This is a genomic window from Pantoea sp. SS70 (assembly GCF_029866845.1).
In the GTDB taxonomy this organism is placed as follows: domain Bacteria; phylum Pseudomonadota; class Gammaproteobacteria; order Enterobacterales; family Enterobacteriaceae; genus Pantoea; species Pantoea leporis.
Genome location: NZ_CP117199.1, coordinates 4157185 through 4177769, shown reverse-complemented (window position 1 = coordinate 4177769; position 20585 = coordinate 4157185). Strand labels below are relative to the sequence as shown.

Annotated in this window: 14 protein-coding genes, 1 tRNA gene and 3 rRNA genes; 12 read left to right on the top strand and 6 right to left on the bottom strand. The window is 52.5% G+C overall.

Translation table 11 applies throughout. The features are described from left to right. The first annotated feature begins 1 nt into the window (after position 1). Positions 2–985: a ribose operon transcriptional repressor RbsR gene (gene rbsR / locus PO881_RS19355; protein WP_192414456.1), complete on the top strand. Its 984-nt coding sequence runs from the start codon at positions 2–4 to the stop codon at positions 983–985. Here rbsR and mdtD read toward each other — a convergent pair. Further along, positions 982–2385: a multidrug transporter subunit MdtD gene (mdtD, locus tag PO881_RS19350; protein ID WP_101763927.1), complete on the bottom strand. Its 1404-nt coding sequence runs from the start codon at positions 2383–2385 to the stop codon at positions 982–984. The genes rbsR and mdtD overlap by 4 nt on opposite strands. On the opposite strand from mdtD, the gene PO881_RS19345 reads away from it, so the two are divergent. The 5 genes from PO881_RS19345 (at position 2324) to rrf (ending at position 7980) form a co-directional block, all read left to right on the top strand. Then, on the top strand, positions 2324–2536 hold the full coding sequence (locus PO881_RS19345; RefSeq protein WP_167391204.1) for a hypothetical protein: 213 nt from the start codon (positions 2324–2326) through the stop codon (positions 2534–2536). The genes mdtD and PO881_RS19345 overlap by 62 nt on opposite strands. A 403-nt stretch (positions 2537–2939) precedes the next feature. After that, a 16S ribosomal RNA gene (locus tag PO881_RS19340) occupies positions 2940–4479 on the top strand. A gap of 88 nt (positions 4480–4567) precedes the next feature. Continuing rightward, positions 4568–4643: transfer RNA gene (locus tag PO881_RS19335), tRNA-Glu, on the top strand. A gap of 215 nt (positions 4644–4858) precedes the next feature. After that, positions 4859–7763, top strand: a 23S ribosomal RNA gene (locus tag PO881_RS19330). Between the two features lie 101 nt (positions 7764–7864). Beyond that, positions 7865–7980, top strand: a 5S ribosomal RNA gene (gene rrf / locus PO881_RS19325). The 16S, 23S and 5S rRNA genes sit together here with 1 tRNA gene alongside, the layout of an rRNA operon. Before the next feature lie 76 nt (positions 7981–8056). On the opposite strand, the gene mobB is transcribed toward rrf, so the two are convergent. Beyond that, the gene (gene mobB, locus PO881_RS19320) at positions 8057–8560 is read right to left on the bottom strand and encodes a molybdopterin-guanine dinucleotide biosynthesis protein MobB (protein ID WP_192415268.1); all 504 of its coding nucleotides are present in this window, start codon (positions 8558–8560) and stop codon (positions 8057–8059) included. Next, positions 8557–9132: a molybdenum cofactor guanylyltransferase MobA gene (gene mobA / locus PO881_RS19315; protein ID WP_280172255.1), complete on the bottom strand. Its 576-nt coding sequence runs from the start codon at positions 9130–9132 to the stop codon at positions 8557–8559. The genes mobB and mobA overlap by 4 nt, the downstream gene beginning before the upstream one ends. Positions 9133–9204: 72 nt before the next feature. Between mobA and PO881_RS19310 the strand changes: the two genes are divergently transcribed. The 4 genes from PO881_RS19310 to polA all read left to right on the top strand — a co-directional run bounded on the left by PO881_RS19310 (position 9205) and on the right by polA (position 14329). Next, positions 9205–9480, top strand: a complete 276-nt coding sequence (locus PO881_RS19310) for a YihD family protein (protein ID WP_277974951.1) — start codon at positions 9205–9207, stop codon at positions 9478–9480. A 46-nt stretch (positions 9481–9526) separates the two neighbouring features. Beyond that, the gene (locus PO881_RS19305; protein ID WP_277974950.1) at positions 9527–10513 is read left to right on the top strand and encodes a serine/threonine protein kinase; all 987 of its coding nucleotides are present in this window, start codon (positions 9527–9529) and stop codon (positions 10511–10513) included. A 26-nt stretch (positions 10514–10539) separates the two neighbouring features. After that, on the top strand, positions 10540–11169 hold the full coding sequence (dsbA, locus tag PO881_RS19300) for a thiol:disulfide interchange protein DsbA (RefSeq protein WP_110868418.1): 630 nt from the start codon (positions 10540–10542) through the stop codon (positions 11167–11169). A gap of 367 nt (positions 11170–11536) precedes the next feature. Further along, on the top strand, positions 11537–14329 hold the full coding sequence (gene polA, locus PO881_RS19295; RefSeq protein WP_280172254.1) for a DNA polymerase I: 2793 nt from the start codon (positions 11537–11539) through the stop codon (positions 14327–14329). Between the two features lie 395 nt (positions 14330–14724). Here the strand turns inward: polA and yihA are convergent, their stop codons facing one another. After that, positions 14725–15366 (bottom strand): ribosome biogenesis GTP-binding protein YihA/YsxC, encoded by a 642-nt coding sequence (yihA, locus tag PO881_RS19290; protein ID WP_101760721.1) that lies wholly within the window; start codon positions 15364–15366, stop codon positions 14725–14727. A gap of 555 nt (positions 15367–15921) precedes the next feature. On the opposite strand from yihA, the gene yihI reads away from it, so the two are divergent. Next, positions 15922–16443, top strand: coding sequence for a Der GTPase-activating protein YihI (yihI, locus tag PO881_RS19285; protein ID WP_280172253.1), 522 nt, complete (start codon positions 15922–15924; stop codon positions 16441–16443). A gap of 236 nt (positions 16444–16679) precedes the next feature. Further along, complete coding sequence (gene hemN / locus PO881_RS19280) at positions 16680–18053, top strand: oxygen-independent coproporphyrinogen III oxidase (RefSeq protein ID WP_280172252.1); 1374 nt, start codon at positions 16680–16682, stop codon at positions 18051–18053. 51 nt (positions 18054–18104) lie between these two features. Here the strand turns inward: hemN and glnG are convergent, their stop codons facing one another. Continuing rightward, positions 18105–19514 carry a nitrogen regulation protein NR(I) gene (glnG, locus tag PO881_RS19275; protein WP_008109800.1) on the bottom strand — a complete coding sequence of 470 codons (1410 nt, stop codon included), beginning with the start codon at positions 19512–19514 and terminating at the stop codon, positions 18105–18107. 7 nt (positions 19515–19521) lie between these two features. Next, entirely contained in the window at positions 19522–20571 is a 1050-nt protein-coding gene (gene glnL / locus PO881_RS19270) for a nitrogen regulation protein NR(II) (protein ID WP_008109798.1), read from the bottom strand. Between the last annotated feature and the right edge of the window lie 14 nt (positions 20572–20585).

Below are 20585 nucleotides of genomic sequence, written 5' to 3'. Positions count from 1 at the left end.
TATGAAAGATGTCGCCCGCCTTGCGGGCGTCTCTACCTCCACCGTTTCACACGTCATCAATAACAATCGCTTTGTCAGCGAGCAGGTGCGCAAAAAGGTGGAGCAGGCAATTCGTGAGCTGAACTATGCGCCGTCCGCGCTGGCACGCAGCCTGAAGATCAAACAAACCCGCACCATCGGCATGCTGCTGACCGCCAGCAGTAACCCGTTTTATTCCGAAGTGGTGCGCGGCGTAGAAAACAGCTGCTACGAACGCGGTTACAGCCTGATTCTGTGTAATACCGAAGGCGATGAAGAGCGTATGAATCGCAGCCTCGAAACGCTGATGCAAAAGCGCGTCGATGGTTTACTGATGATGTGCACCGAAACCCATCTGCCGTCGGCGGAGATCCTCAATCGTTATCCCTCGGTGCCGATGGTGATGATGGATTGGGCGCCATTTGAAGGGCGCGGCGACATTATTCAGGACAACGCGCTGCTCGGCGGCGAACTGGCAACCCAGCATCTGATCGATCGTGGCTATACGCGCATTGCCTGTATCGCCGGGCCGCAGGATAAAACGCCCGCGCGTTTGCGTCTTGAAGGTTTCCATAAAGCGATGGCCAACAGCGGATTATCGGTGCCGCCGGGTTATGTGGTTGATGGCGATTTCGAGTTTCAGGGCGGCTTCAACGCCATGAATCAACTGCTGACGCTGGATACGCTGCCAGAAGCGATATTTACCAGCAACGATGCGATGGCGGTTGGCGTCTATCACGCCTTGTTCCAGGCCGGATTGCGCGTGCCGCAGGATATTGCGGTGATGGGCTATGACAACATTGAGCTGGCGCGTTACCTGACTCCGCCGCTTAGTACCATCCATCAGCCGAAAGATGAGTTAGGTGAACTGGCGATTGATACCTTGATTCATCGTATGGGCGATCCCGACGCCAGTCAGCAAACGCTGGTGCTGACGCCGGAGCTGGTGGAGCGCGGTTCGGTCTAAGTCGCTTTCTTCTTTTTCTCACGGTTGGCGATCAGATTACGCCCATCGCTCGGACGTAACATCATAAAGGTAAAGGCAGACAACACCGTGACGACGCCCATCGTCAGGAAGGTGGCGTGGAATTGCGCGACGGTTGTGGCCTCGACATCCTGATAGAAACGCAGCACTGCGGCACTCACCGCCACGCCAAAGCTGATCGACAGCTGCTGCGTTACCGCTAGCACACTGTTCCCGCCGCTGGCGTTCTCATCATTTAAATCTGCCAGCGTGATGGTGTTCATCGCGGTGAACTGCGTTGACATCGCCATCCCCAGAATCAACAGTGCCGCCAGCAACATCACCACGCTGCCACCCGGCGATTGCAGTGAGAAGGTGGCGATCAATATGCCAATAATAATGGTGATACCTACCAGCGTATGGCGATAACCAAAGCGGCGTAGCACTTGCGTCACCGTGGATTTCGCCAGCAGCGCGCCAATCGCCGTTGGACCCATCATGCAACCGGCAATCAGTGCGGGATAACCAAAGCCCACCTGCAACATCAGCGGCATCAGGAACGGAATGCAGCCGGTTCCCAGGCGCGAAGCTATGTTGCCAATGATGCCGACCGAGAAGGTGCGGGTTTTAAACATTGGCAGATTAATCAGCGGTGCCGGATGGCGACGCGCGTGCACTATATAGAGAAGAAGTAATGCAATGCCGCCAAACAGTACCAACAACGCTTGCCACGGCAACACCACGCGCTCGCCAAACAACTCGATACCGACCGAGATCAGCACCAGACCCAAACCAAACAGCAGGAAGCCTGAAAAGTCGAAGCGGCGTTTTGGGGTAGTGAAGTCCGGCATATATTTGCGTGCGTAGAAGATGCCGGCGATACCGATGGGAATGTTGAGGAGGAATATCCAGTGCCAGCTGGCGTAGGTTACTAACAATCCGCCCAGCATTGGGCCCAGAATCGGGCCCACTAAACCCGGCATGGTAACGAAGTTCAGCACCGGCAGCAGTTCACTGCGTGGATAAGCGCGTAACAACGCCAGGCGCGCGACGGGCATCATCATCGCCCCGCCAATCCCTTGTACCACGCGCGAGACCACCAACATGCTCAGCGAGCCGGATAAGGCGCAGGCCAGCGAACCCAGCGTAAATAGCGATACCGCAAGAATGAAGATTTTGCGTGTGCCGTAGCGATCGGCTAACCAGCCACTCACCGGAATCAGCATCGCTACCGTTAGCGTGTAACTGATGATGGCGGATTGCATGGCAAGAGGGGAACGTTCAAGGCTGGTGGCGATAGCAGGGAGCGCAGTATTCAGGATGGTGGCATCAAGTGCTTGCATGAAAAACGCCATGGCGGCGATCCAGGGCAAGCCGGCCATGCTGCGCGCGGAGCGAATCATTGAAAGTCCTTCTCGAATAATTGTCAGCCTGCGACAAAGAAATTACGTTTGGTTAAAGAGAATAGCATTGGTGTTTAAGGTGATGGCGCTGATTTATGCCGATGAAGCGGCGATTTTGACTGATTCTTCGCCGGGAAATGTCCGTTTTTAACGCGTTCGTTTAAAAAAGAGGCGCTCAGTCATTTTTTTGCAATTAACCCTTGTCAGCTCCGAATAACTCCCTATAATGCGCCACCACTGAGACGGCAAAGCGGCAACGCAGACGGCTCATGAGGGAGTGAAGAAATTCATCCCGCCGGATGAAAACGCTGAAAAAAGTGTTTGACTCCGAAGGAGAGTAGCGTAGTATACGCCACCTCGCGACAGACGGTTCAGCCGCTGTTCGCAACGCTCTTTAACAATTTATCAGACAATCTGTGTGGGCACTCGCAGGATTGATATCCGCGTCTCCGGACGCAAAAAAATATCAAAGCCTCATGAGTGAACACATAATGAAATTCATTATGACGTTTTACAGATGAGCATCGCTGAACTGGTTTCAGCAAATCAAACTTAAATTGAAGAGTTTGATCATGGCTCAGATTGAACGCTGGCGGCAGGCCTAACACATGCAAGTCGAACGGTAGCACAGAGAGCTTGCTCTTGGGTGACGAGTGGCGGACGGGTGAGTAACGTCTGGGAAACTGCCCGATGGAGGGGGATAACTACTGGAAACGGTAGCTAATACCGCATAACGTCGCAAGACCAAAGTGGGGGACCTTCGGGCCTCACACCATCGGATGTGCCCAGATGGGATTAGCTAGTAGGTGGGGTAATGGCTCACCTAGGCGACGATCCCTAGCTGGTCTGAGAGGATGACCAGCCACACTGGAACTGAGACACGGTCCAGACTCCTACGGGAGGCAGCAGTGGGGAATATTGCACAATGGGCGCAAGCCTGATGCAGCCATGCCGCGTGTATGAAGAAGGCCTTCGGGTTGTAAAGTACTTTCAGCGGGGAGGAAGGCGGTGAAGTTAATAGCTTCACCGATTGACGTTACCCGCAGAAGAAGCACCGGCTAACTCCGTGCCAGCAGCCGCGGTAATACGGAGGGTGCAAGCGTTAATCGGAATTACTGGGCGTAAAGCGCACGCAGGCGGTCTGTCAAGTCGGATGTGAAATCCCCGGGCTTAACCTGGGAACTGCATTCGAAACTGGCAGGCTGGAGTCTTGTAGAGGGGGGTAGAATTCCAGGTGTAGCGGTGAAATGCGTAGAGATCTGGAGGAATACCGGTGGCGAAGGCGGCCCCCTGGACAAAGACTGACGCTCAGGTGCGAAAGCGTGGGGAGCAAACAGGATTAGATACCCTGGTAGTCCACGCCGTAAACGATGTCGACTTGGAGGTTGTTCCCTTGAGGAGTGGCTTCCGGAGCTAACGCGTTAAGTCGACCGCCTGGGGAGTACGGCCGCAAGGTTAAAACTCAAATGAATTGACGGGGGCCCGCACAAGCGGTGGAGCATGTGGTTTAATTCGATGCAACGCGAAGAACCTTACCTACTCTTGACATCCAGAGAACTTAGCAGAGATGCTTTGGTGCCTTCGGGAACTCTGAGACAGGTGCTGCATGGCTGTCGTCAGCTCGTGTTGTGAAATGTTGGGTTAAGTCCCGCAACGAGCGCAACCCTTATCCTTTGTTGCCAGCGGTTCGGCCGGGAACTCAAAGGAGACTGCCAGTGATAAACTGGAGGAAGGTGGGGATGACGTCAAGTCATCATGGCCCTTACGAGTAGGGCTACACACGTGCTACAATGGCGCATACAAAGAGAAGCGACCTCGCGAGAGCAAGCGGACCTCATAAAGTGCGTCGTAGTCCGGATCGGAGTCTGCAACTCGACTCCGTGAAGTCGGAATCGCTAGTAATCGTAGATCAGAATGCTACGGTGAATACGTTCCCGGGCCTTGTACACACCGCCCGTCACACCATGGGAGTGGGTTGCAAAAGAAGTAGGTAGCTTAACCTTCGGGAGGGCGCTTACCACTTTGTGATTCATGACTGGGGTGAAGTCGTAACAAGGTAACCGTAGGGGAACCTGCGGTTGGATCACCTCCTTACCTGAAGATACCTTCCCGCGAAGTGCTCACACAGATTGTCTGATAGAAAGTAATGAGCAAGACGGCTGCGAAGTCGCGACACTATCGTGTCCCCTTCGTCTAGAGGCCTAGGACACCGCCCTTTCACGGCGGTAACAGGGGTTCGAATCCCCTAGGGGACGCCACTTGCTTGGTGACAGGTGAAAGGTGTCTCCACGACGTATCTCAAACGAAGCTTACGAGCTGCGTCTGAGATACTGCTCTTTAACAATCCGGAACAAGCTGAAAATTGAAACGACGCGTTGGTTCATTTCTCCGTAATAAGAAATGAATAACAGCGCGTTCGAGTCTCTCAAATGCTTGCAGTCTGCGCGCGTTGCAAAACGCCTGTGGGTTGTGAGGTTAAGCGACTAAGCGTACACGGTGGATGCCCTGGCAGTCAGAGGCGATGAAGGACGTGCTAATCTGCGTAAAGCGTCGGTAAGGTGATATGAACCGCTACAGCCGACGATGTCCGAATGGGGAAACCCGGTGCACCCAGTGCATCATCGCAACATGAATACATAGTGTTGCGAGGCGAACCCGGGGAACTGAAACATCTAAGTACCCGGAGGAAAAGAAATCAACCGAGATTCCCCCAGTAGCGGCGAGCGAACGGGGAACAGCCCAGAACCTGAATCAGTTTGTGCGTTAGTGGAAGCGTCTGGAAAGTCGCACGATACCGGGTGATAGTCCCGTACACGAAAGTGCACATTCTGTGAGTTCGAAGAGTAGGGCGGGACACGTGGTATCCTGTCTGAATATGGGGGGACCATCCTCCAAGGCTAAATACTCCTGACTGACCGATAGTGAACCAGTACCGTGAGGGAAAGGCGAAAAGAACCCCGGCGAGGGGAGTGAAACAGAACCTGAAACCGTGTACGTACAAGCAGTGGGAGCCTCTTTAATGGGGTGACTGCGTACCTTTTGTATAATGGGTCAGCGACTTATATTCTGTAGCAAGGTTAACCGTATAGGGGAGCCGCAGGGAAACCGAGTCTTAACTGGGCGTTAAGTTGCAGGGTATAGACCCGAAACCCGGTGATCTAGCCATGGGCAGGTTGAAGGTTGGGTAACACTAACTGGAGGACCGAACCGACTAATGTTGAAAAATTAGCGGATGACTTGTGGCTGGGGGTGAAAGGCCAATCAAACCGGGAGATAGCTGGTTCTCCCCGAAAGCTATTTAGGTAGCGCCTCGTGAACTCATCTCCGGGGGTAGAGCACTGTTTCGGCTAGGGGGCCATCCCGGCTTACCAACCCGATGCAAACTGCGAATACCGGAGAATGTTATCACGGGAGACACACGGCGGGTGCTAACGTCCGTCGTGAAGAGGGAAACAACCCAGACCGCCAGCTAAGGTCCCAAAGTCATGGTTAAGTGGGAAACGATGTGGGAAGGCACAGACAGCCAGGATGTTGGCTTAGAAGCAGCCATCATTTAAAGAAAGCGTAATAGCTCACTGGTCGAGTCGGCCTGCGCGGAAGATGTAACGGGGCTAAACCATGCACCGAAGCTGCGGCAGCGACACTATGTGTTGTTGGGTAGGGGAGCGTTCTGTAAGCCGTTGAAGGTGTGCTGTGAGGCATGCTGGAGGTATCAGAAGTGCGAATGCTGACATAAGTAACGATAAAGCGGGTGAAAAGCCCGCTCGCCGGAAGACCAAGGGTTCCTGTTCAACGTTAATCGGAGCAGGGTGAGTCGACCCCTAAGGCGAGGCTGAAAAGCGTAGTCGATGGGAAGCAGGTTAATATTCCTGCACTTGGTGTTACTGCGAAGGGGGGACGGAGAAGGCTAGGTTATCCGGGCGACGGTTGTCCCGGTTTAAGCGTGTAGGCTGATACCTTTGGTAAATCCGGGGTATCTTAAGGCTGAGGCGTGACGACGAGCCACCACGGTGGTGAAGTAACTGATGCCCTGCTTCCAGGAAAAGCCTCTAAGCTCCAGGTAACACGAAATCGTACCCCAAACCGACACAGGTGGTCAGGTAGAGAATACCAAGGCGCTTGAGAGAACTCGGGTGAAGGAACTAGGCAAAATGGTGCCGTAACTTCGGGAGAAGGCACGCTGTCATCAGGTGAAGTCCCTCGCGGATGGAGCTGAAGGCAGTCGAAGATACCAGCTGGCTGCAACTGTTTATTAAAAACACAGCACTGTGCAAACACGAAAGTGGACGTATACGGTGTGACGCCTGCCCGGTGCCGGAAGGTTAATTGATGGGGTTATCCGCAAGGAGAAGCTCTTGATCGAAGCCCCGGTAAACGGCGGCCGTAACTATAACGGTCCTAAGGTAGCGAAATTCCTTGTCGGGTAAGTTCCGACCTGCACGAATGGCGTAATGATGGCCAGGCTGTCTCCACCCGAGACTCAGTGAAATTGAAATCGCTGTGAAGATGCAGTGTACCCGCGGCAAGACGGAAAGACCCCGTGAACCTTTACTATAGCTTGACACTGAACATTGAGCCTTGATGTGTAGGATAGGTGGGAGGCTTTGAAGCGTGGACGCCAGTCTGCGTGGAGCCAACCTTGAAATACCACCCTTTAATGTTTGATGTTCTAACGTAGGCCCGTAATCCGGGCTGCGGACAGTGTCTGGTGGGTAGTTTGACTGGGGCGGTCTCCTCCCAAAGAGTAACGGAGGAGCACGAAGGTTGGCTAATCCTGGTCGGACATCAGGAGGTTAGTGCAATGGCATAAGCCAGCTTGACTGCGAGAGTGACGGCTCGAGCAGGTGCGAAAGCAGGTCATAGTGATCCGGTGGTTCTGAATGGAAGGGCCATCGCTCAACGGATAAAAGGTACTCCGGGGATAACAGGCTGATACCGCCCAAGAGTTCATATCGACGGCGGTGTTTGGCACCTCGATGTCGGCTCATCACATCCTGGGGCTGAAGTAGGTCCCAAGGGTACGGCTGTTCGCCGTTTAAAGTGGTACGCGAGCTGGGTTTAGAACGTCGTGAGACAGTTCGGTCCCTATCTGCCGTGGGCGCTGGAGAATTGAGGGGGGTTGCTCCTAGTACGAGAGGACCGGAGTGAACGCACCACTGGTGTTCGGGTTGTCATGCCAATGGCACTGCCCGGTAGCTAAGTGCGGAAAAGATAAGTGCTGAAAGCATCTAAGCACGAAACTTGCCCCGAGATGAGTTCTCCCTGACTCCTTGAGAGTCCTGAAGGGACGTTGAAGACTACGACGTTGATAGGCCGGATGTGTAAGCGCAGCGATGCGTTGAGCTAACCGGTACTAATGACCCGTGAGGCTTAACCTTACAACGCCAGAGGCGTTTTGGTCTGAGAGACCGGATATTTTCAGCTTGTTTACGGACTGGTCTGCGGCGCCTGAGAGGGGCTGCGGACGAAACAGAATTTGCCTGGCGGCTTTAGCGCGGTGGTCCCACCTGACCCCATGCCGAACTCAGAAGTGAAACGCCGTAGCGCCGATGGTAGTGTGGGGCCTCCCCATGCGAGAGTAGGGAACTGCCAGGCATCAAATAAGTGAAGAAGCCCCGGACGAAAGTCCGGGGCTTTTTTACGTCTGAATCTTATCCAAAATCTGGCTATTTCAACGCTTTTTAAGCCACTGAACAATAAAATCGGCAACCTGCATTGGCTGATTAATATCCAATATGGGCAAATTCAGTTCCATATCCTCATCAGTAGCGACGGCAATCACATACTGATCCAGCAAATCCTTAATCTCACCTTTAACGCCACGCCGCCAAAGTGCAATTTTGGGGACCGGCTCATCTTTGAAGCCCTCGACCAGCACCAGATCCAACGTTGAGCTATCCATCTGTGATGCTAATTGCATTAGGCTTAAAGGCTTATTAGGTGATTCGACCATCAATGCCCAGCGCTGATTACTGGCGACGATCACCTGATCCGCCCCAGCTTTACGCAGCAAATAACTGTCTTTCCCCGGCGTATCGATATCCATCTGATGATGTGTGTGCTTAATTAAGCCTGATCGAATCCCCTGAGTTTTGAGAAGTGGAATGACTTGCTCAAGCAAAGTGGTTTTTCCTATCCCGCTCCATGCGGAAATCGCCAGTAAGCGCACACTCATAAATACTTTTCCTCATTAATGAGATCGTCTGGCGTATTGATATTGCGGAACGCAGATTCTGGGTCTGAAAACGCAATAGCATGCCCGCCATGCTCACGTAAGAACTGCATTAAACGTCGCTCGCCGCGCAGTAGCCAGGTTTCAAGATCATCAGCCAATGTACGATTGACCAGCGCTAAGGCTGGATGATCACGCTGAGAGGATTTCACCCACACAGCGGGCGCATCATTACGCTGCTGCCACAGACGCGCGACAAAGTCATTGGGGATCCATGGCGTATCACAAGCGCAGAAAGCGACCCATTCATTTTTACTGCTGCGTAAACCACTGAGCATGCCGGCCAGCGGTCCGGGATAATCGGGCAATGTATCGATAACAACCTGACAACCGCTTGCCTGATAGCGATCAATGTTACGGTTAGCGCTTATCAACACAATATTGACCTGCGGCCGAAATCGCCGCAAAACGTGCTGATAAAGGGGTTCGCCCTGTAACATCAATAACCCTTTATCCTGGCCTCCCATACGACTGCCTTGGCCACCCGCGAGGATCACGCCGGTAAATGCTGTCATCTCCGTCTCCTTGCTTCATTCTGGACGATACTTACTTAGCGGCAGCGTACCATCTGCATAAAGGAATCAATGATGAAATATCACCGACTCAATGAACTGCTCGAGCTTCTGCAACCCGCATGGCAAAAGTATGCCGATCTCAACTTGCTGGCATTTTTGCAAAAACTGGCGCAGGAATCTGGTTTCAGTGGCCCATTAAGTGAATTAACCGATGATGTATTGATTTACCATCTTAAAATGCGTGACACAGATAGCCAGAGTGCCATTCCCGGCCTGAAAAAGGATTATGAAGTGGACTTCAAAACCGCGCTATTACGTGCACGCGGTGTGATTAAGGATGATGAGTAATGTTATCCTTGCGCATTAATCGCAAAGGTAACACACAGGCAAAATGATGAGCGAAGCCGCCTTTAATTTCCAGACGTTGAATCCCGATGTCATCCTTGATGCACTTTGGGATGCGGGTCTGCGTGTCGAATCAGGCTTAACCGCCCTCAATAGCTATGAAAACCGCGTCTATCAGTTCAGCGACGATGATAAACGCCGCTATGTGGCTAAGTTTTATCGTCCGCAGCGCTGGAGCGCACAACAGATCCTTGAAGAGCATCAGTTCACTCAGGATTTATTAGAGGATGAAGTGCCGGTTGCCGCGCCGCTCGTTCTGCAGGGCAGCACGTTGAATCATCATGCCGGCTTCATGTACGCGGTCTTCCCCAGTTTAGGCGGACGGCAGTATGAAACCGATAACGAGAATCAGATGGAATGGGTTGGCCGCTTTTTGGGGCGCATCCATCAAACCGCAAAGCTAAGTCTGTTTCAGCAGCGACCCACTTTCGGCCTTGAAGAGTATATTTTTCAACCGCGTCGGGAGCTGGAACAAAGCGCATTAGTACCGGCTTCAGTCAAAGACTTACTGCTTGCTGCCGTTGATAAGCTCAGCGCGACGCTGCAGCAGCGCTGGCATAGCCATTGGCAGCCGTTAAGGTTGCACGGCGATTGCCATCCCGGCAATATTCTGTGGCGTGAAGGCCCGATGTTTGTCGATCTAGATGATGCCCGTAACGGGCCAGCAGTGCAGGATTTGTGGATGCTGGTTAATGGCGATCGTCAGGAACGGTTGATTCAATGGGACATTCTGCTGGAAGCCTATAATGAATTCGGTGATTTTGATTTACATGAATTGTCACTGATTGAACCTTTACGCGCTATGCGCATGGTTTATTATTTGGCCTGGGTAGTACGCCGCTGGCAGGATCCCGCTTTTCCGCGCGCCTTCCCCTGGATGACAGATGAGGATTTTTGGCGCCGGCAGATTGCATTATTTATCGAGCAGGAAAGGCTGTTACACGAACCGCCGTTGCAGCTTAGCCCGCAATATTAATGAAGTACTCAGGAGATTGTTTCACGATGAAAAAGATCATGTTTGCGCTGGTAGGTTTAATGCTGGCATTTGGCGCCTCGGCGGCACAGTTCAACGATGGTAAGCAGTTCGTTACTTTGCCAAAGCCAGTGGCGGGTGAGCCGCAGGTTCTGGAGTTCTTCTCCTTCTTCTGCCCACATTGCTACCAGTTCGAACGCGTTTATCACGTGAGCGAGGCAGTGAAAAAGAACCTGCCGGCGGACACGAAAGTGACCAAATACCACGTTGATTTCCTTGGTGGTCCATTCGGTCCGGTTGTCACTCAGGCATGGGCTGTTGCCATGGCGCTAGGCGTAGAAAGCAAAGTTACTGCACCGATTTTCGACGGTATTCAGAAAACCCAAACCGTTACCGATGCAGCAAGCCTGAAAGAGACTTTTATTAAAGCAGCGGGTATCTCTTCAGAAGATTACGATGCAGCGTGGAATAGCTTCGCAGTAAAAGCGCTGGTTGCGCAGCAGCAGAAAGCAGCAGCAGACGTCAATCTGCAAGGTGTGCCAGCGATCTTCGTTAACGGCAAATATATGGTTAACAACGGCGGCCTGGATACCAGCTCAATGGACAACTTCGTTGCTGATTACGCCAATGTAGTGAAGTTCCTGGTAGAAAAGAAGTAATTTAGTTTTTAGAACGCCGGCTCTGCCGGCGTTTTTTATTGCCTTCATTCTCTTATTTATGCGATGTATTTATTAACCCTTCGCTTAATATCCACATGGACGATCGTCTTTTCATTAGGGCGAGCAAGATCACGATAAGTATTTAACTTGCTGATATAAATGAATTTTTAATATTAAAGTAATTGCAATTAACGTAAATAACAATACGTTATGATTTTTACGCACAAACTTATCCACAGTTTGATCCTTGCGATCTGTGCCGCGTAACGACGAAAAAGATCCTGACTTCCCCGAGTGCATTCAACATTCTCCTCTGGTTGTGGCATCCTTATAGCCCTCATTATCGCAACGAAGAAAATACGAACCTATGGCGCAAATTGCAGAAAATCCCCTGATTCTGGTCGACGGCTCATCTTATCTGTACCGTGCATATCATGCCTTTCCGCCGCTAACGAACAGTGCAGGCGAGCCAACTGGCGCCATGTATGGTGTGCTCAACATGTTGAAAAGCCTGTTGATGCAGTATCAGCCAAGCCATGTGGCTGTGGTCTTCGATGCGAAAGGCAAAACCTTCCGCGATGAGCTTTTTGAACACTACAAATCGCACCGTCCGCCGATGCCAGACGATCTGCGTGCGCAGATTGAGCCGCTGCATGAAATGGTGAAGGCGATGGGCCTGCCGCTGTTGGCGGTATCTGGCGTTGAGGCGGATGACGTTATCGGTACGCTGGCGCTAGAGGCGGAAAAACTCGGCCGTCCGGTGTTGATCAGCACCGGCGATAAAGATATGGCGCAGTTAGTGACGCCTGCGATTACCTTGATCAACACCATGACGAATACCGTGCTCGGTCCGGAAGAGGTCGAGCAGAAATATGGCGTGCCGCCAGCACTGATTATCGATTTCCTCGCCATGATGGGCGACAGCTCGGACAACATTCCAGGCGTGCCGGGAGTCGGTGAGAAAACTGCGCAGGCGTTGCTGCAAGGCTTAGGCGGTATGCAGTCAATCTATGACAATCTCGATAAAGTGGCCGATCTCTCGTTCCGCGGTGCGAAAACCATGGCGGCGAAGCTGGAGCAAAATCGCGACGTCGCGTTCCTGTCTTATCAGCTGGCAACCATCAAAACCGACGTTGAGTTGGATCTGACCTGCGATCAGCTTGTCGTCAATGAACCCAATGTCGAAGCGCTGAAAACCTTGTTTAGCCGTTATGAATTTAAGCGCTGGATCACCGATTTGCAGGATGGTTCATGGCTGCAACAAGGTAAGAAGAGCAACGCGCAGGCTAAGAAACCGCAGCTCAGCGAACCTGCTGCGCCCGCTGCCGAAGCGACCAGCGTGCTCTCTGCGGATGGCTACGTCACTATCCTCGATGTAGCGACATTTGCCGCATGGCTCAAAAAGCTGAAAAGCGCCGAGCTCTTCGCTTTCGATCTTGAGACCGACTCGCTGGATACTTTAAGCGCCAATATTGTCGGCATTGGTTTTGCCGTCGCGCCGGGTGAAGCCGCTTATCTGCCGGTCGCCCACGATTATCTGGATGCGCCAGATCAGCTGGATCGCAGCGAAGTGCTGAAGCAGCTAAAACCGCTGCTGGAGGATGGTAACGCGGCGAAGGTTGGTCAGAATCTCAAATACGATCGCGGCGTGCTGAAGAATTACGACATTGAACTGAACGGCATCAAATTTGACACCATGCTGGAATCTTATTGCCTGAATAGCGTGGGCGGAAAACACGATATGGACAGTCTGGCCGCGCGCTGGCTAAACCATAAAACGGTGACTTTCGAAGAGATCGCGGGTAAAGGTAAAAATCAGCTCACTTTTAATCAGATTGCTATCGAACAAGCCGGCCACTACGCGGCGGAAGATGCCGATGTCACGCTGCAATTGCATCTGAAAATGTGGGAGAAACTGGAGCCGGAAGCGGGGCCGAAACAGGTATTTGAAGAGATCGAAATGCCGTTATTGAAGGTGATATCGCGGATTGAGCGCAACGGCGTGCTGATTGACCAGAATATCCTGGCGAAACACTCGCAGGAGCTGACCACGCGTGTGGCCGAGCTTGAGCTGAAAGCGCACGAGCTGGCAGGCGAACCGTTTAACCTCTCTTCACCTAAACAGCTGCAAACCATTTTGTTTGAAAAGCAGGGTATTAAACCGACCAAGAAAACGCCGGGCGGCGCGCCGTCGACCAGCGAAGAGGTGCTGGCTGAGCTGGCGCTTGATTATCCACTGCCGAAAGTGATTCTGGAACATCGTGGTTTATCGAAGTTGAAATCGACTTACACCGATAAGCTGCCATTGATGATCAATCCGCTTACCGGCCGCGTACATACATCCTATCATCAGGCGGTAACGGCGACGGGACGACTCTCGTCTACCGATCCTAACCTGCAGAATATCCCGGTGCGCAACGAAGAAGGGCGCCGAATCCGCCAGGCGTTTATCGCCGGATCGGGCAATCGCATTGTTGCCGCGGACTACTCACAGATTGAACTGCGTATCATGGCGCATCTGTCGCAAGACAAAGGCCTGCTGGATGCGTTTGCCCAGGGCGAAGATATCCACCGTGCCACCGCATCAGAAGTGTTTGGTGTGGCGTTAAGCAAAGTTTCAGGTGAGCAGCGTCGCAGTGCTAAGGCGATCAACTTTGGTCTGATCTACGGAATGAGCGCGTTTGGTCTTTCCCGCCAGCTCAATATCGGTGCGGGTGAGGCGAAGAAATACATGGATCTCTACTTTGAACGCTATCCGGGCGTGCTGCGTTATATGGAAGAGACGCGCGCGAAGGCAGCAGAGAAAGGCTATGTAGAAACGCTCGATGGTCGTCGTTTGTGGCTGCCTGATATCACCTCCAGCAATGCCATTCGTCGTAAAGCGGCGGAGCGAGCGGCGATTAATGCCCCAATGCAAGGCACGGCAGCAGACATCATCAAACGCGCGATGATTGCGGTTGATGGCTGGCTGTTGGAGCAAAAAGACGATGCCGTGCGCATGATTATGCAGGTACACGATGAACTGGTGTTTGAGATCCGCAGCGATGCAGTGGATAGCGCCATTAAGACCATCCGTGATCTGATGGAGAACAGCATGAAGCTGGATGTGCCGCTGCAGGTGGAAGTAGGCACCGGCGATAACTGGGATGAGGCACACTGATCATGCTGATTCAGCGGTATTTGCGTGCCGCTGGCATCATCATAAGAAAAAAGTTTACTTAATCGGTTCAGCAACCTCACAAAGCGGTCTATTAAATGCGCGTTTTGTAACTGCCTATCGTCTAAGCATTTTTTTAGTAATTAAACTACATCGAACGCGTGAAAGTGTGATGAGCTTAGTAAAAAAGATGTCGAATCCTGAAACTTAACAACAAAAAACCCTTTGTAGGGCGCTGAAAATCAGGTAGAGTTTGTCGCGTAGGGTACAGAGGTAAGATGTTCTATCTTTCAGACCTTTTACTTCACGTAATCGGATTTGGCTGAATATTTAGCCGCCCCAGTCATTTATGACTGGGGCGTTTTTTATTGGGCTTTTTCTCAAAAGCCGCAACAAAATCACTCTGCTGTTTCTTCGCCGTCGCCTTCTTGCGCTGGCTCTAGTTCGCTAAACCAGCTGTCCAGCTTCTTACGCACAATATCAACGCCCATCTTCTTCAGCGACGAGAACATTTCCACCTGCACATCACCGTTAAAGGCCAGCGACGCTTCGCGCACCATCGTCAGCTGTGCTTTACGTGCGCCGGATGCCAGTTTGTCGGCTTTGGTCAGTAAGACCAGCACGGGAATCTGGCTCTGCACGGCCCATTCAATCATGTTCTGATCGAGGTCTTTCAGCGGATGGCGAATATCCATCAATACCACCAGACCCTTCAGCGCCTGACGTTTTTGCAGATATTCCGCCAGCGAGCGCTGCCATTTGCGCTTCATCTCTTCCGGAACCTGGGCATAGCCATAACCGGGTAAATCGACCAGACATTTACCTTCAACCACTTCAAACAGGTTAATCAGCTGGGTACGACCTGGCGTTTTACTGGTACGGGCCAGACCTTTTTGGTTAGTGATGGTGTTCAGCGCGCTGGATTTGCCTGCATTCGAGCGCCCGGCAAAAGCAACTTCAATACCCACATCCGCCGGTAAGTGGCGAATATCGGGGGCGCTGAGCATGAAATGGGTCATGTGATAGTTCAAAGCAGACAAAGTGAAACTCCAGCAAAATGAATCGGGCAATTGGGCTGATTATACCTGTAATGGCGCAAAAGTACCCGATAGCGTCCAAATGCGCCATTTTGTAAGAGATCTAGGATTTTTACTGCCAGCGATTACCGCTTCATGGAATATTAACAATCCATTTAAATGTTATATTTCAATGATTTGAAATTATTTTAGGCAATGCCACTCTAAAATAGAGACAAGTCTCACTTGTTCATTTTACCTATTAGTCTACATTTGTTGTCAGTGCACGGCAGCACCCATCAGGATGATGAGCTCAGGAGTGTCGGGGATGACCAAGAGCATGGCGGGAAGCGATTCAGGCAGGAATCGAACAAGGACAGGGATTAATCGCAGGAGCGATGTGGCGATGGAGCAACCGGGACGTTGTGAGCCGTAAAGGATTTATTCAGTGTTTCCTTCATATGAAGGTGCGATAAAAGGCGATAGCATAGGCTATCGCCTTTTTTCTTTGCTTACTTTCTGCTAGATTTCGCCGCAATTCTATACTGAACTCACAAAGCACCGCCGAGACCGGACACCATGAAGCAACCTGCATCAGCCCCGCGTGGCAAACCTGCTGCGAAAGCCAAACGCAAATCGCGTGAAGACCTCAATCAGGAAGCGCGCGATCGCAAACGCGATAAAAAACATAGCGGCCATAAATCTGGCAGCCGCGCCAATCCGGAAACGCAAGCCGCTGGCAAAGGTCAGGGTAAAAAAGCTCAGGATCCACGCCTGGGCAGCAAAAAGCCGATCGCATTAGTTGCTGATGGTAAAACCCAGCCGGCGAAAAAGCCTGAAGCGAAATCAAAGCCAAAAGCAGAAAAAGTTCGCCTGACGCCGCAAGAAGAGCTGGCGAAGCTGGAAAATGACGAACGTCTGGATACGCTGCTGGATCGCCTGGAAAACGGTGAAACCTTGAGTGGCGAAGATCAGGCCTGGCTGGATCAAACCTTAGACCGCATCGATGAGCTGATGGAAACGCTGGGCATCGCGCTGGATGACGAAGCGGAAGATGAGCAGGCGGAAGAAGATATGATGCGCCTGCTAAAAGGTAATTAAGGCAAATTTTGATCGGCATGCGTTTTCGCGCATGCCGCGCTAAACAGGTATTCACCTATGTTTTGGCCTGGATCAATTTTCGCGCTGCTGCTGACATGTTATCTGCTCTGGTTATTGTTTAAACTACGCCGCCTGTCGCGTCTTAAGTCGCGTTTACGTCGGCGTTCAGCCCATCGCTTCGTCCACTCTTCTGCTACGCGACCCTCTCTCAGACGACGTCACCGTAAGGAGTGAGCATGTCATCGCAGCAGATTGATTGGGATCAGCGCCTCATCGAAAAATACAATTACGCTGGCCCACGTTATACCTCTTATCCCACCGCGCTCGAATTCAGTGAGAAATTTGGTGAGGCAGATTTTCAGCAAGCCGTGCAGCGCTATCCCGATCGTCCGTTATCGCTGTATGTGCACATCCCGTTTTGCCATCGGCTTTGTTATTTTTGTGGCTGCAATAAAATCGTGACGCGCCAGCTGCATAAAGCCGATCGCTACCTTGATGTGCTGGAGCTGGAAATTCGTCAGCGTGCACCTTTATTTGCGGGCCGCTGCGTCACTCAATTGCACTGGGGTGGTGGCACGCCGACATTCCTCAACCAGCAGCAGGTGAGCCGGCTGGTGGCACTGCTACGCGAGCATTTTACGATTGCCGATGACGTCGAAATGTCGATCGAGGTTGATCCACGTGAAATCGAACTGGAGATGATCGATCATCTGCGCGCGGAAGGTTTTAATCGCCTGAGCATGGGCGTGCAGGACTTTAATAAAGCGGTGCAGGAGCGCGTAAATCGCGTGCAGGATGAAGAAACCATCTTCGCTCTGGTGCAGCGTGCGCGTGAGCAAGGCTTCCGTTCGGTCAGCCTTGATCTGATTTATGGCTTACCGCTGCAAACGCCGGAAAGCTTCGCCTTTACTTTACAGCGCGTTATTGCACTCAATCCCGATCGCCTCAGCGTCTTCAATTATGCGCACATGCCTTCACTGTTCGCTGCGCAGCGTAAAATTAAAGATGAGGAGCTGCCAGGTGCAGCACAGAAACTGCAGATCCTGCAGGAAACCATCGCCACCTTAACCGGCGAAGGCTATCAGTTTATCGGTATGGATCACTTCGCGCGTCCGGATGATGAGCTGGCGGTGGCACAACGCGCTGGCGAACTGCATCGTAATTTTCAGGGTTACACCACACAGGGCGAAACCGATTTGCTCGGTTTGGGCGTGTCGGCCATCAGCATGCTGGGCGACAGCTATGCGCAAAATCACAAAGAGTTGAAAGCCTATTACGCAGATGTCGAGCAGCGCGGCAATGCGCTGTGGCGCGGGCTTACCTTGAGTAACGATGATTGTTTGCGCCGCGATGTGATTAAAGCCTTAATCTGTAATTTCGCACTGGATTTTGCCGCGGTAGAGGCGCAATACCCGGTTGAGTTTGAACACTATTTTGCCGAGGATTTAGCGCTGTTAGCGCCGCTGGTGGCGGATGGATTGGTGGAGCAGCACGGTCGCAGCCTGCACGTTACCGGCGTCGGTCGGTTGCTGATTCGTAACATCTGTATGTGCTTCGATGTGTATATGCGCCAAAAGGTGCGCATGCAGCAATTCTCGCGAGTGATATAAAAAAACGGGGAGCCCATTCGCTCCCCGGTTTCAAAACGCAAAACGTGCGCGTTATTCCATCCCCAGCTCTTTCAACTTACGCGTCAGGGTATTTCGTCCCCAGCCGAGCAAGCGCGCCGCTTCCTGTTTGTGCCCTTGTGTATGACGCAGCGCGGTGGTGAGCAGCGTGCGCTCCATCTCCGGCTGTGCTTCCGACAACAGGTTTTGATGACCGGAACGCAAGGCGCGATCTGCCCACTGCGCCAGCAGCGTAGCCCAGCTGTCCGGCAACGATTGCACCGGATTGTCTGGCGTGCTGGATTCAAACAGTTCAGGCGGCAGATCCTGAATCAACACTTCCTGGCCAGCTGCCATCACCGTCAACCAGCGACAGGTATTTTCCAGCTGGCGCACGTTACCGGACCAATGCAGACGCGTCAGCGCGGTTTCGGTTTCGGGATGCAGAATCTTCGCTTCCACCCCTAACTCGCGTGCAGCAACCTGCAAGAAGTAACGCGCCAGGCGCGGAATATCTTCACGTCGTTCACGCAGCGGCGGCAGATGAACGCGGATCACGTTAAGACGATGGAACAAGTCTTCACGAAATTTGCCTTCCTGCACGCGCAGCTCAAGATTCTGGTGGGTTGCCGCGATGATACGCACATCCACTTTCACCGGCGCATAGCCGCCAACGCGATAAAACTGGCCATCGGCCAATACGCGCAATAAGCGGGTTTGCACATCAAGCGGCATATCACCAATTTCATCAAGGAACAGCGTGCCGCCATCGGCCTGCTCAAAACGTCCCTGACGAATCTGGTTGGCACCGGTGAACGCGCCTTTCTCGTGACCAAATAGCTCTGATTCAATCAAATCTTTGGGAATCGCCGCCATGTTCAGCGCGATAAAAGGAGATTTCGCGCGTGGACTGTGGCGATGCAGCGCATGTGCCACCAACTCTTTACCGGTACCGGATTCACCATTGATCAGCACGCTAATTGAGGAGCGTGAAAGACGACCAATGATGCGGAACACATCCTGCATTGCCGGCGCTTCGCCGATAATGTCGGTGGTTGGGCCGCTGACGGGCTGATTACGCGGCTGCTGCTGCTCCTGATAGTGGCTAATCGCACGTTCAACCAGCGCGACCGCTTCATCAATATCAAACGGCTTTGGCAGGTAATCAAACGCACCTTGCTGATAAGCGCTGACGGCCGCATCCAGATCGGAGTGTGCGGTCATAATGATCACCGGTAGCATCGGATGGCGCTGCTTAATCTGTTTCAGCAGCGCAAGTCCATCCATGCCAGGCATACGAATGTCTGACAATAATACGTCTGGGGTTTTGCTTGCGAGCGCGTCCAATACCTCGTTAGCGCTGTCAAAGGTTGCACAGCTCAAACCGGCTCCAGTGAGTGCCCTTTCAAGCACCCAGCGGATGGAGCTATCGTCATCGACGATCCAGACTATCCCTCGTTGCATAGAAACCTCACTGGCGAATAGGCAGGTAAACCGAGAATTCGGTGTGACCTGGCCAACTGTTAAATTCTATTTTTCCTGAATGCTGATCGATCAGGCTACGGGCGATGGACAGACCTAAACCGGTGCCGCCTTCGCGTCCGCTAACCATCGGATAGAACAGGGTATCTTGTAGCTGGGCCGGAATGCCTGGGCCGTCATCTTCAATATCAATACGCGCGACTAAGCGGTAACGCGTGCCGTGCAGCGTGAGCTGGAAGGCGGTACGCGTACGAATCACAATGGTGCCGCCTTCATCGCCCAATGCCTGCAGCGCGTTTCGCACCACATTCAACAGCACTTGTTCAATCTGGTCGGGATCGTGCGGCAGTTCCGGCAGGCTTGGGTCGTAATCACGCACCAGCGAAACGTTATCCGGCAGCTCCATCGACACCAGATTCACCACGCGTTCGGCAACCTGATGAATACTTTGCGTTACGTGCAAGCCCGGCTGTTGCGGGCCAAGCAGACGATCAACCAGATTACGCAGGCGGTCGGCTTGCTCAATGATGATGCGCGTATATTCATGCAGGGAAGGATCGGGTAACGCGCGAGTCAGTAGCTGCGCGGCGCCACGTAATCCTCCCAGCGGGTTTTTAATCTCATGCGCCAGACCGCGCACTAAATCGCGGGCAGCGACCTGCTGAGCATGCTGAATTTGTTCCTGGCTAAGACGACGTTGATTATCCATCGGCGCCATTTCCAGCAGAATAAAGCCATCCGGTAAGCGCTGTGCCGTGAGCGACATAATGTGCGCGCGGCCATCAACCACCAGAGTGACTTCGCTATCGGTAAAGCCCTGGCCAGCTCCGAGACTCTCGCTCATCACCTCAATATTCAGCGAAAAATAGCCGGTTAATTCCGGTAATGGCGTGCCGAACAATTTACGTGAGCTTTGCGCCAGTAATTGCTGAGCCGCCGGATTGGCGTAATGGATAACTAAATCGTTATCGACCAGCAAAATACTGTTGATCAGGGAGTTGAGAATCTGCCCCGCGTCGGGCAGCGTGCCAGTTGCCATACAGCGTTCCTCTG

Coding starts and splice junctions, on each gene's coding strand:
- rbsR (WP_192414456.1), top strand. CDS start 2: ATGAAAGATGTCGCCCGCCTTGCGGGCGTCTCTACCTCCACCGTTTCA.
- PO881_RS19345 (WP_167391204.1), top strand. CDS start 2,324: ATGAAAAACGCCATGGCGGCGATCCAGGGCAAGCCGGCCATGCTGCGC.
- mdtD (WP_101763927.1), bottom strand. CDS start 2,385: ATGATTCGCTCCGCGCGCAGCATGGCCGGCTTGCCCTGGATCGCCGCC.
- mobB (WP_192415268.1), bottom strand. CDS start 8,560: ATGAGTGTGCGCTTACTGGCGATTTCCGCATGGAGCGGGATAGGAAAA.
- mobA (WP_280172255.1), bottom strand. CDS start 9,132: ATGACAGCATTTACCGGCGTGATCCTCGCGGGTGGCCAAGGCAGTCGT.
- PO881_RS19310 (WP_277974951.1), top strand. CDS start 9,205: ATGAAATATCACCGACTCAATGAACTGCTCGAGCTTCTGCAACCCGCA.
- PO881_RS19305 (WP_277974950.1), top strand. CDS start 9,527: ATGAGCGAAGCCGCCTTTAATTTCCAGACGTTGAATCCCGATGTCATC.
- dsbA (WP_110868418.1), top strand. CDS start 10,540: ATGAAAAAGATCATGTTTGCGCTGGTAGGTTTAATGCTGGCATTTGGC.
- polA (WP_280172254.1), top strand. CDS start 11,537: ATGGCGCAAATTGCAGAAAATCCCCTGATTCTGGTCGACGGCTCATCT.
- yihI (WP_280172253.1), top strand. CDS start 15,922: ATGAAGCAACCTGCATCAGCCCCGCGTGGCAAACCTGCTGCGAAAGCC.
- hemN (WP_280172252.1), top strand. CDS start 16,680: ATGTCATCGCAGCAGATTGATTGGGATCAGCGCCTCATCGAAAAATAC.
- glnG (WP_008109800.1), bottom strand. CDS start 19,514: ATGCAACGAGGGATAGTCTGGATCGTCGATGACGATAGCTCCATCCGC.
- glnL (WP_008109798.1), bottom strand. CDS start 20,571: ATGGCAACTGGCACGCTGCCCGACGCGGGGCAGATTCTCAACTCCCTG.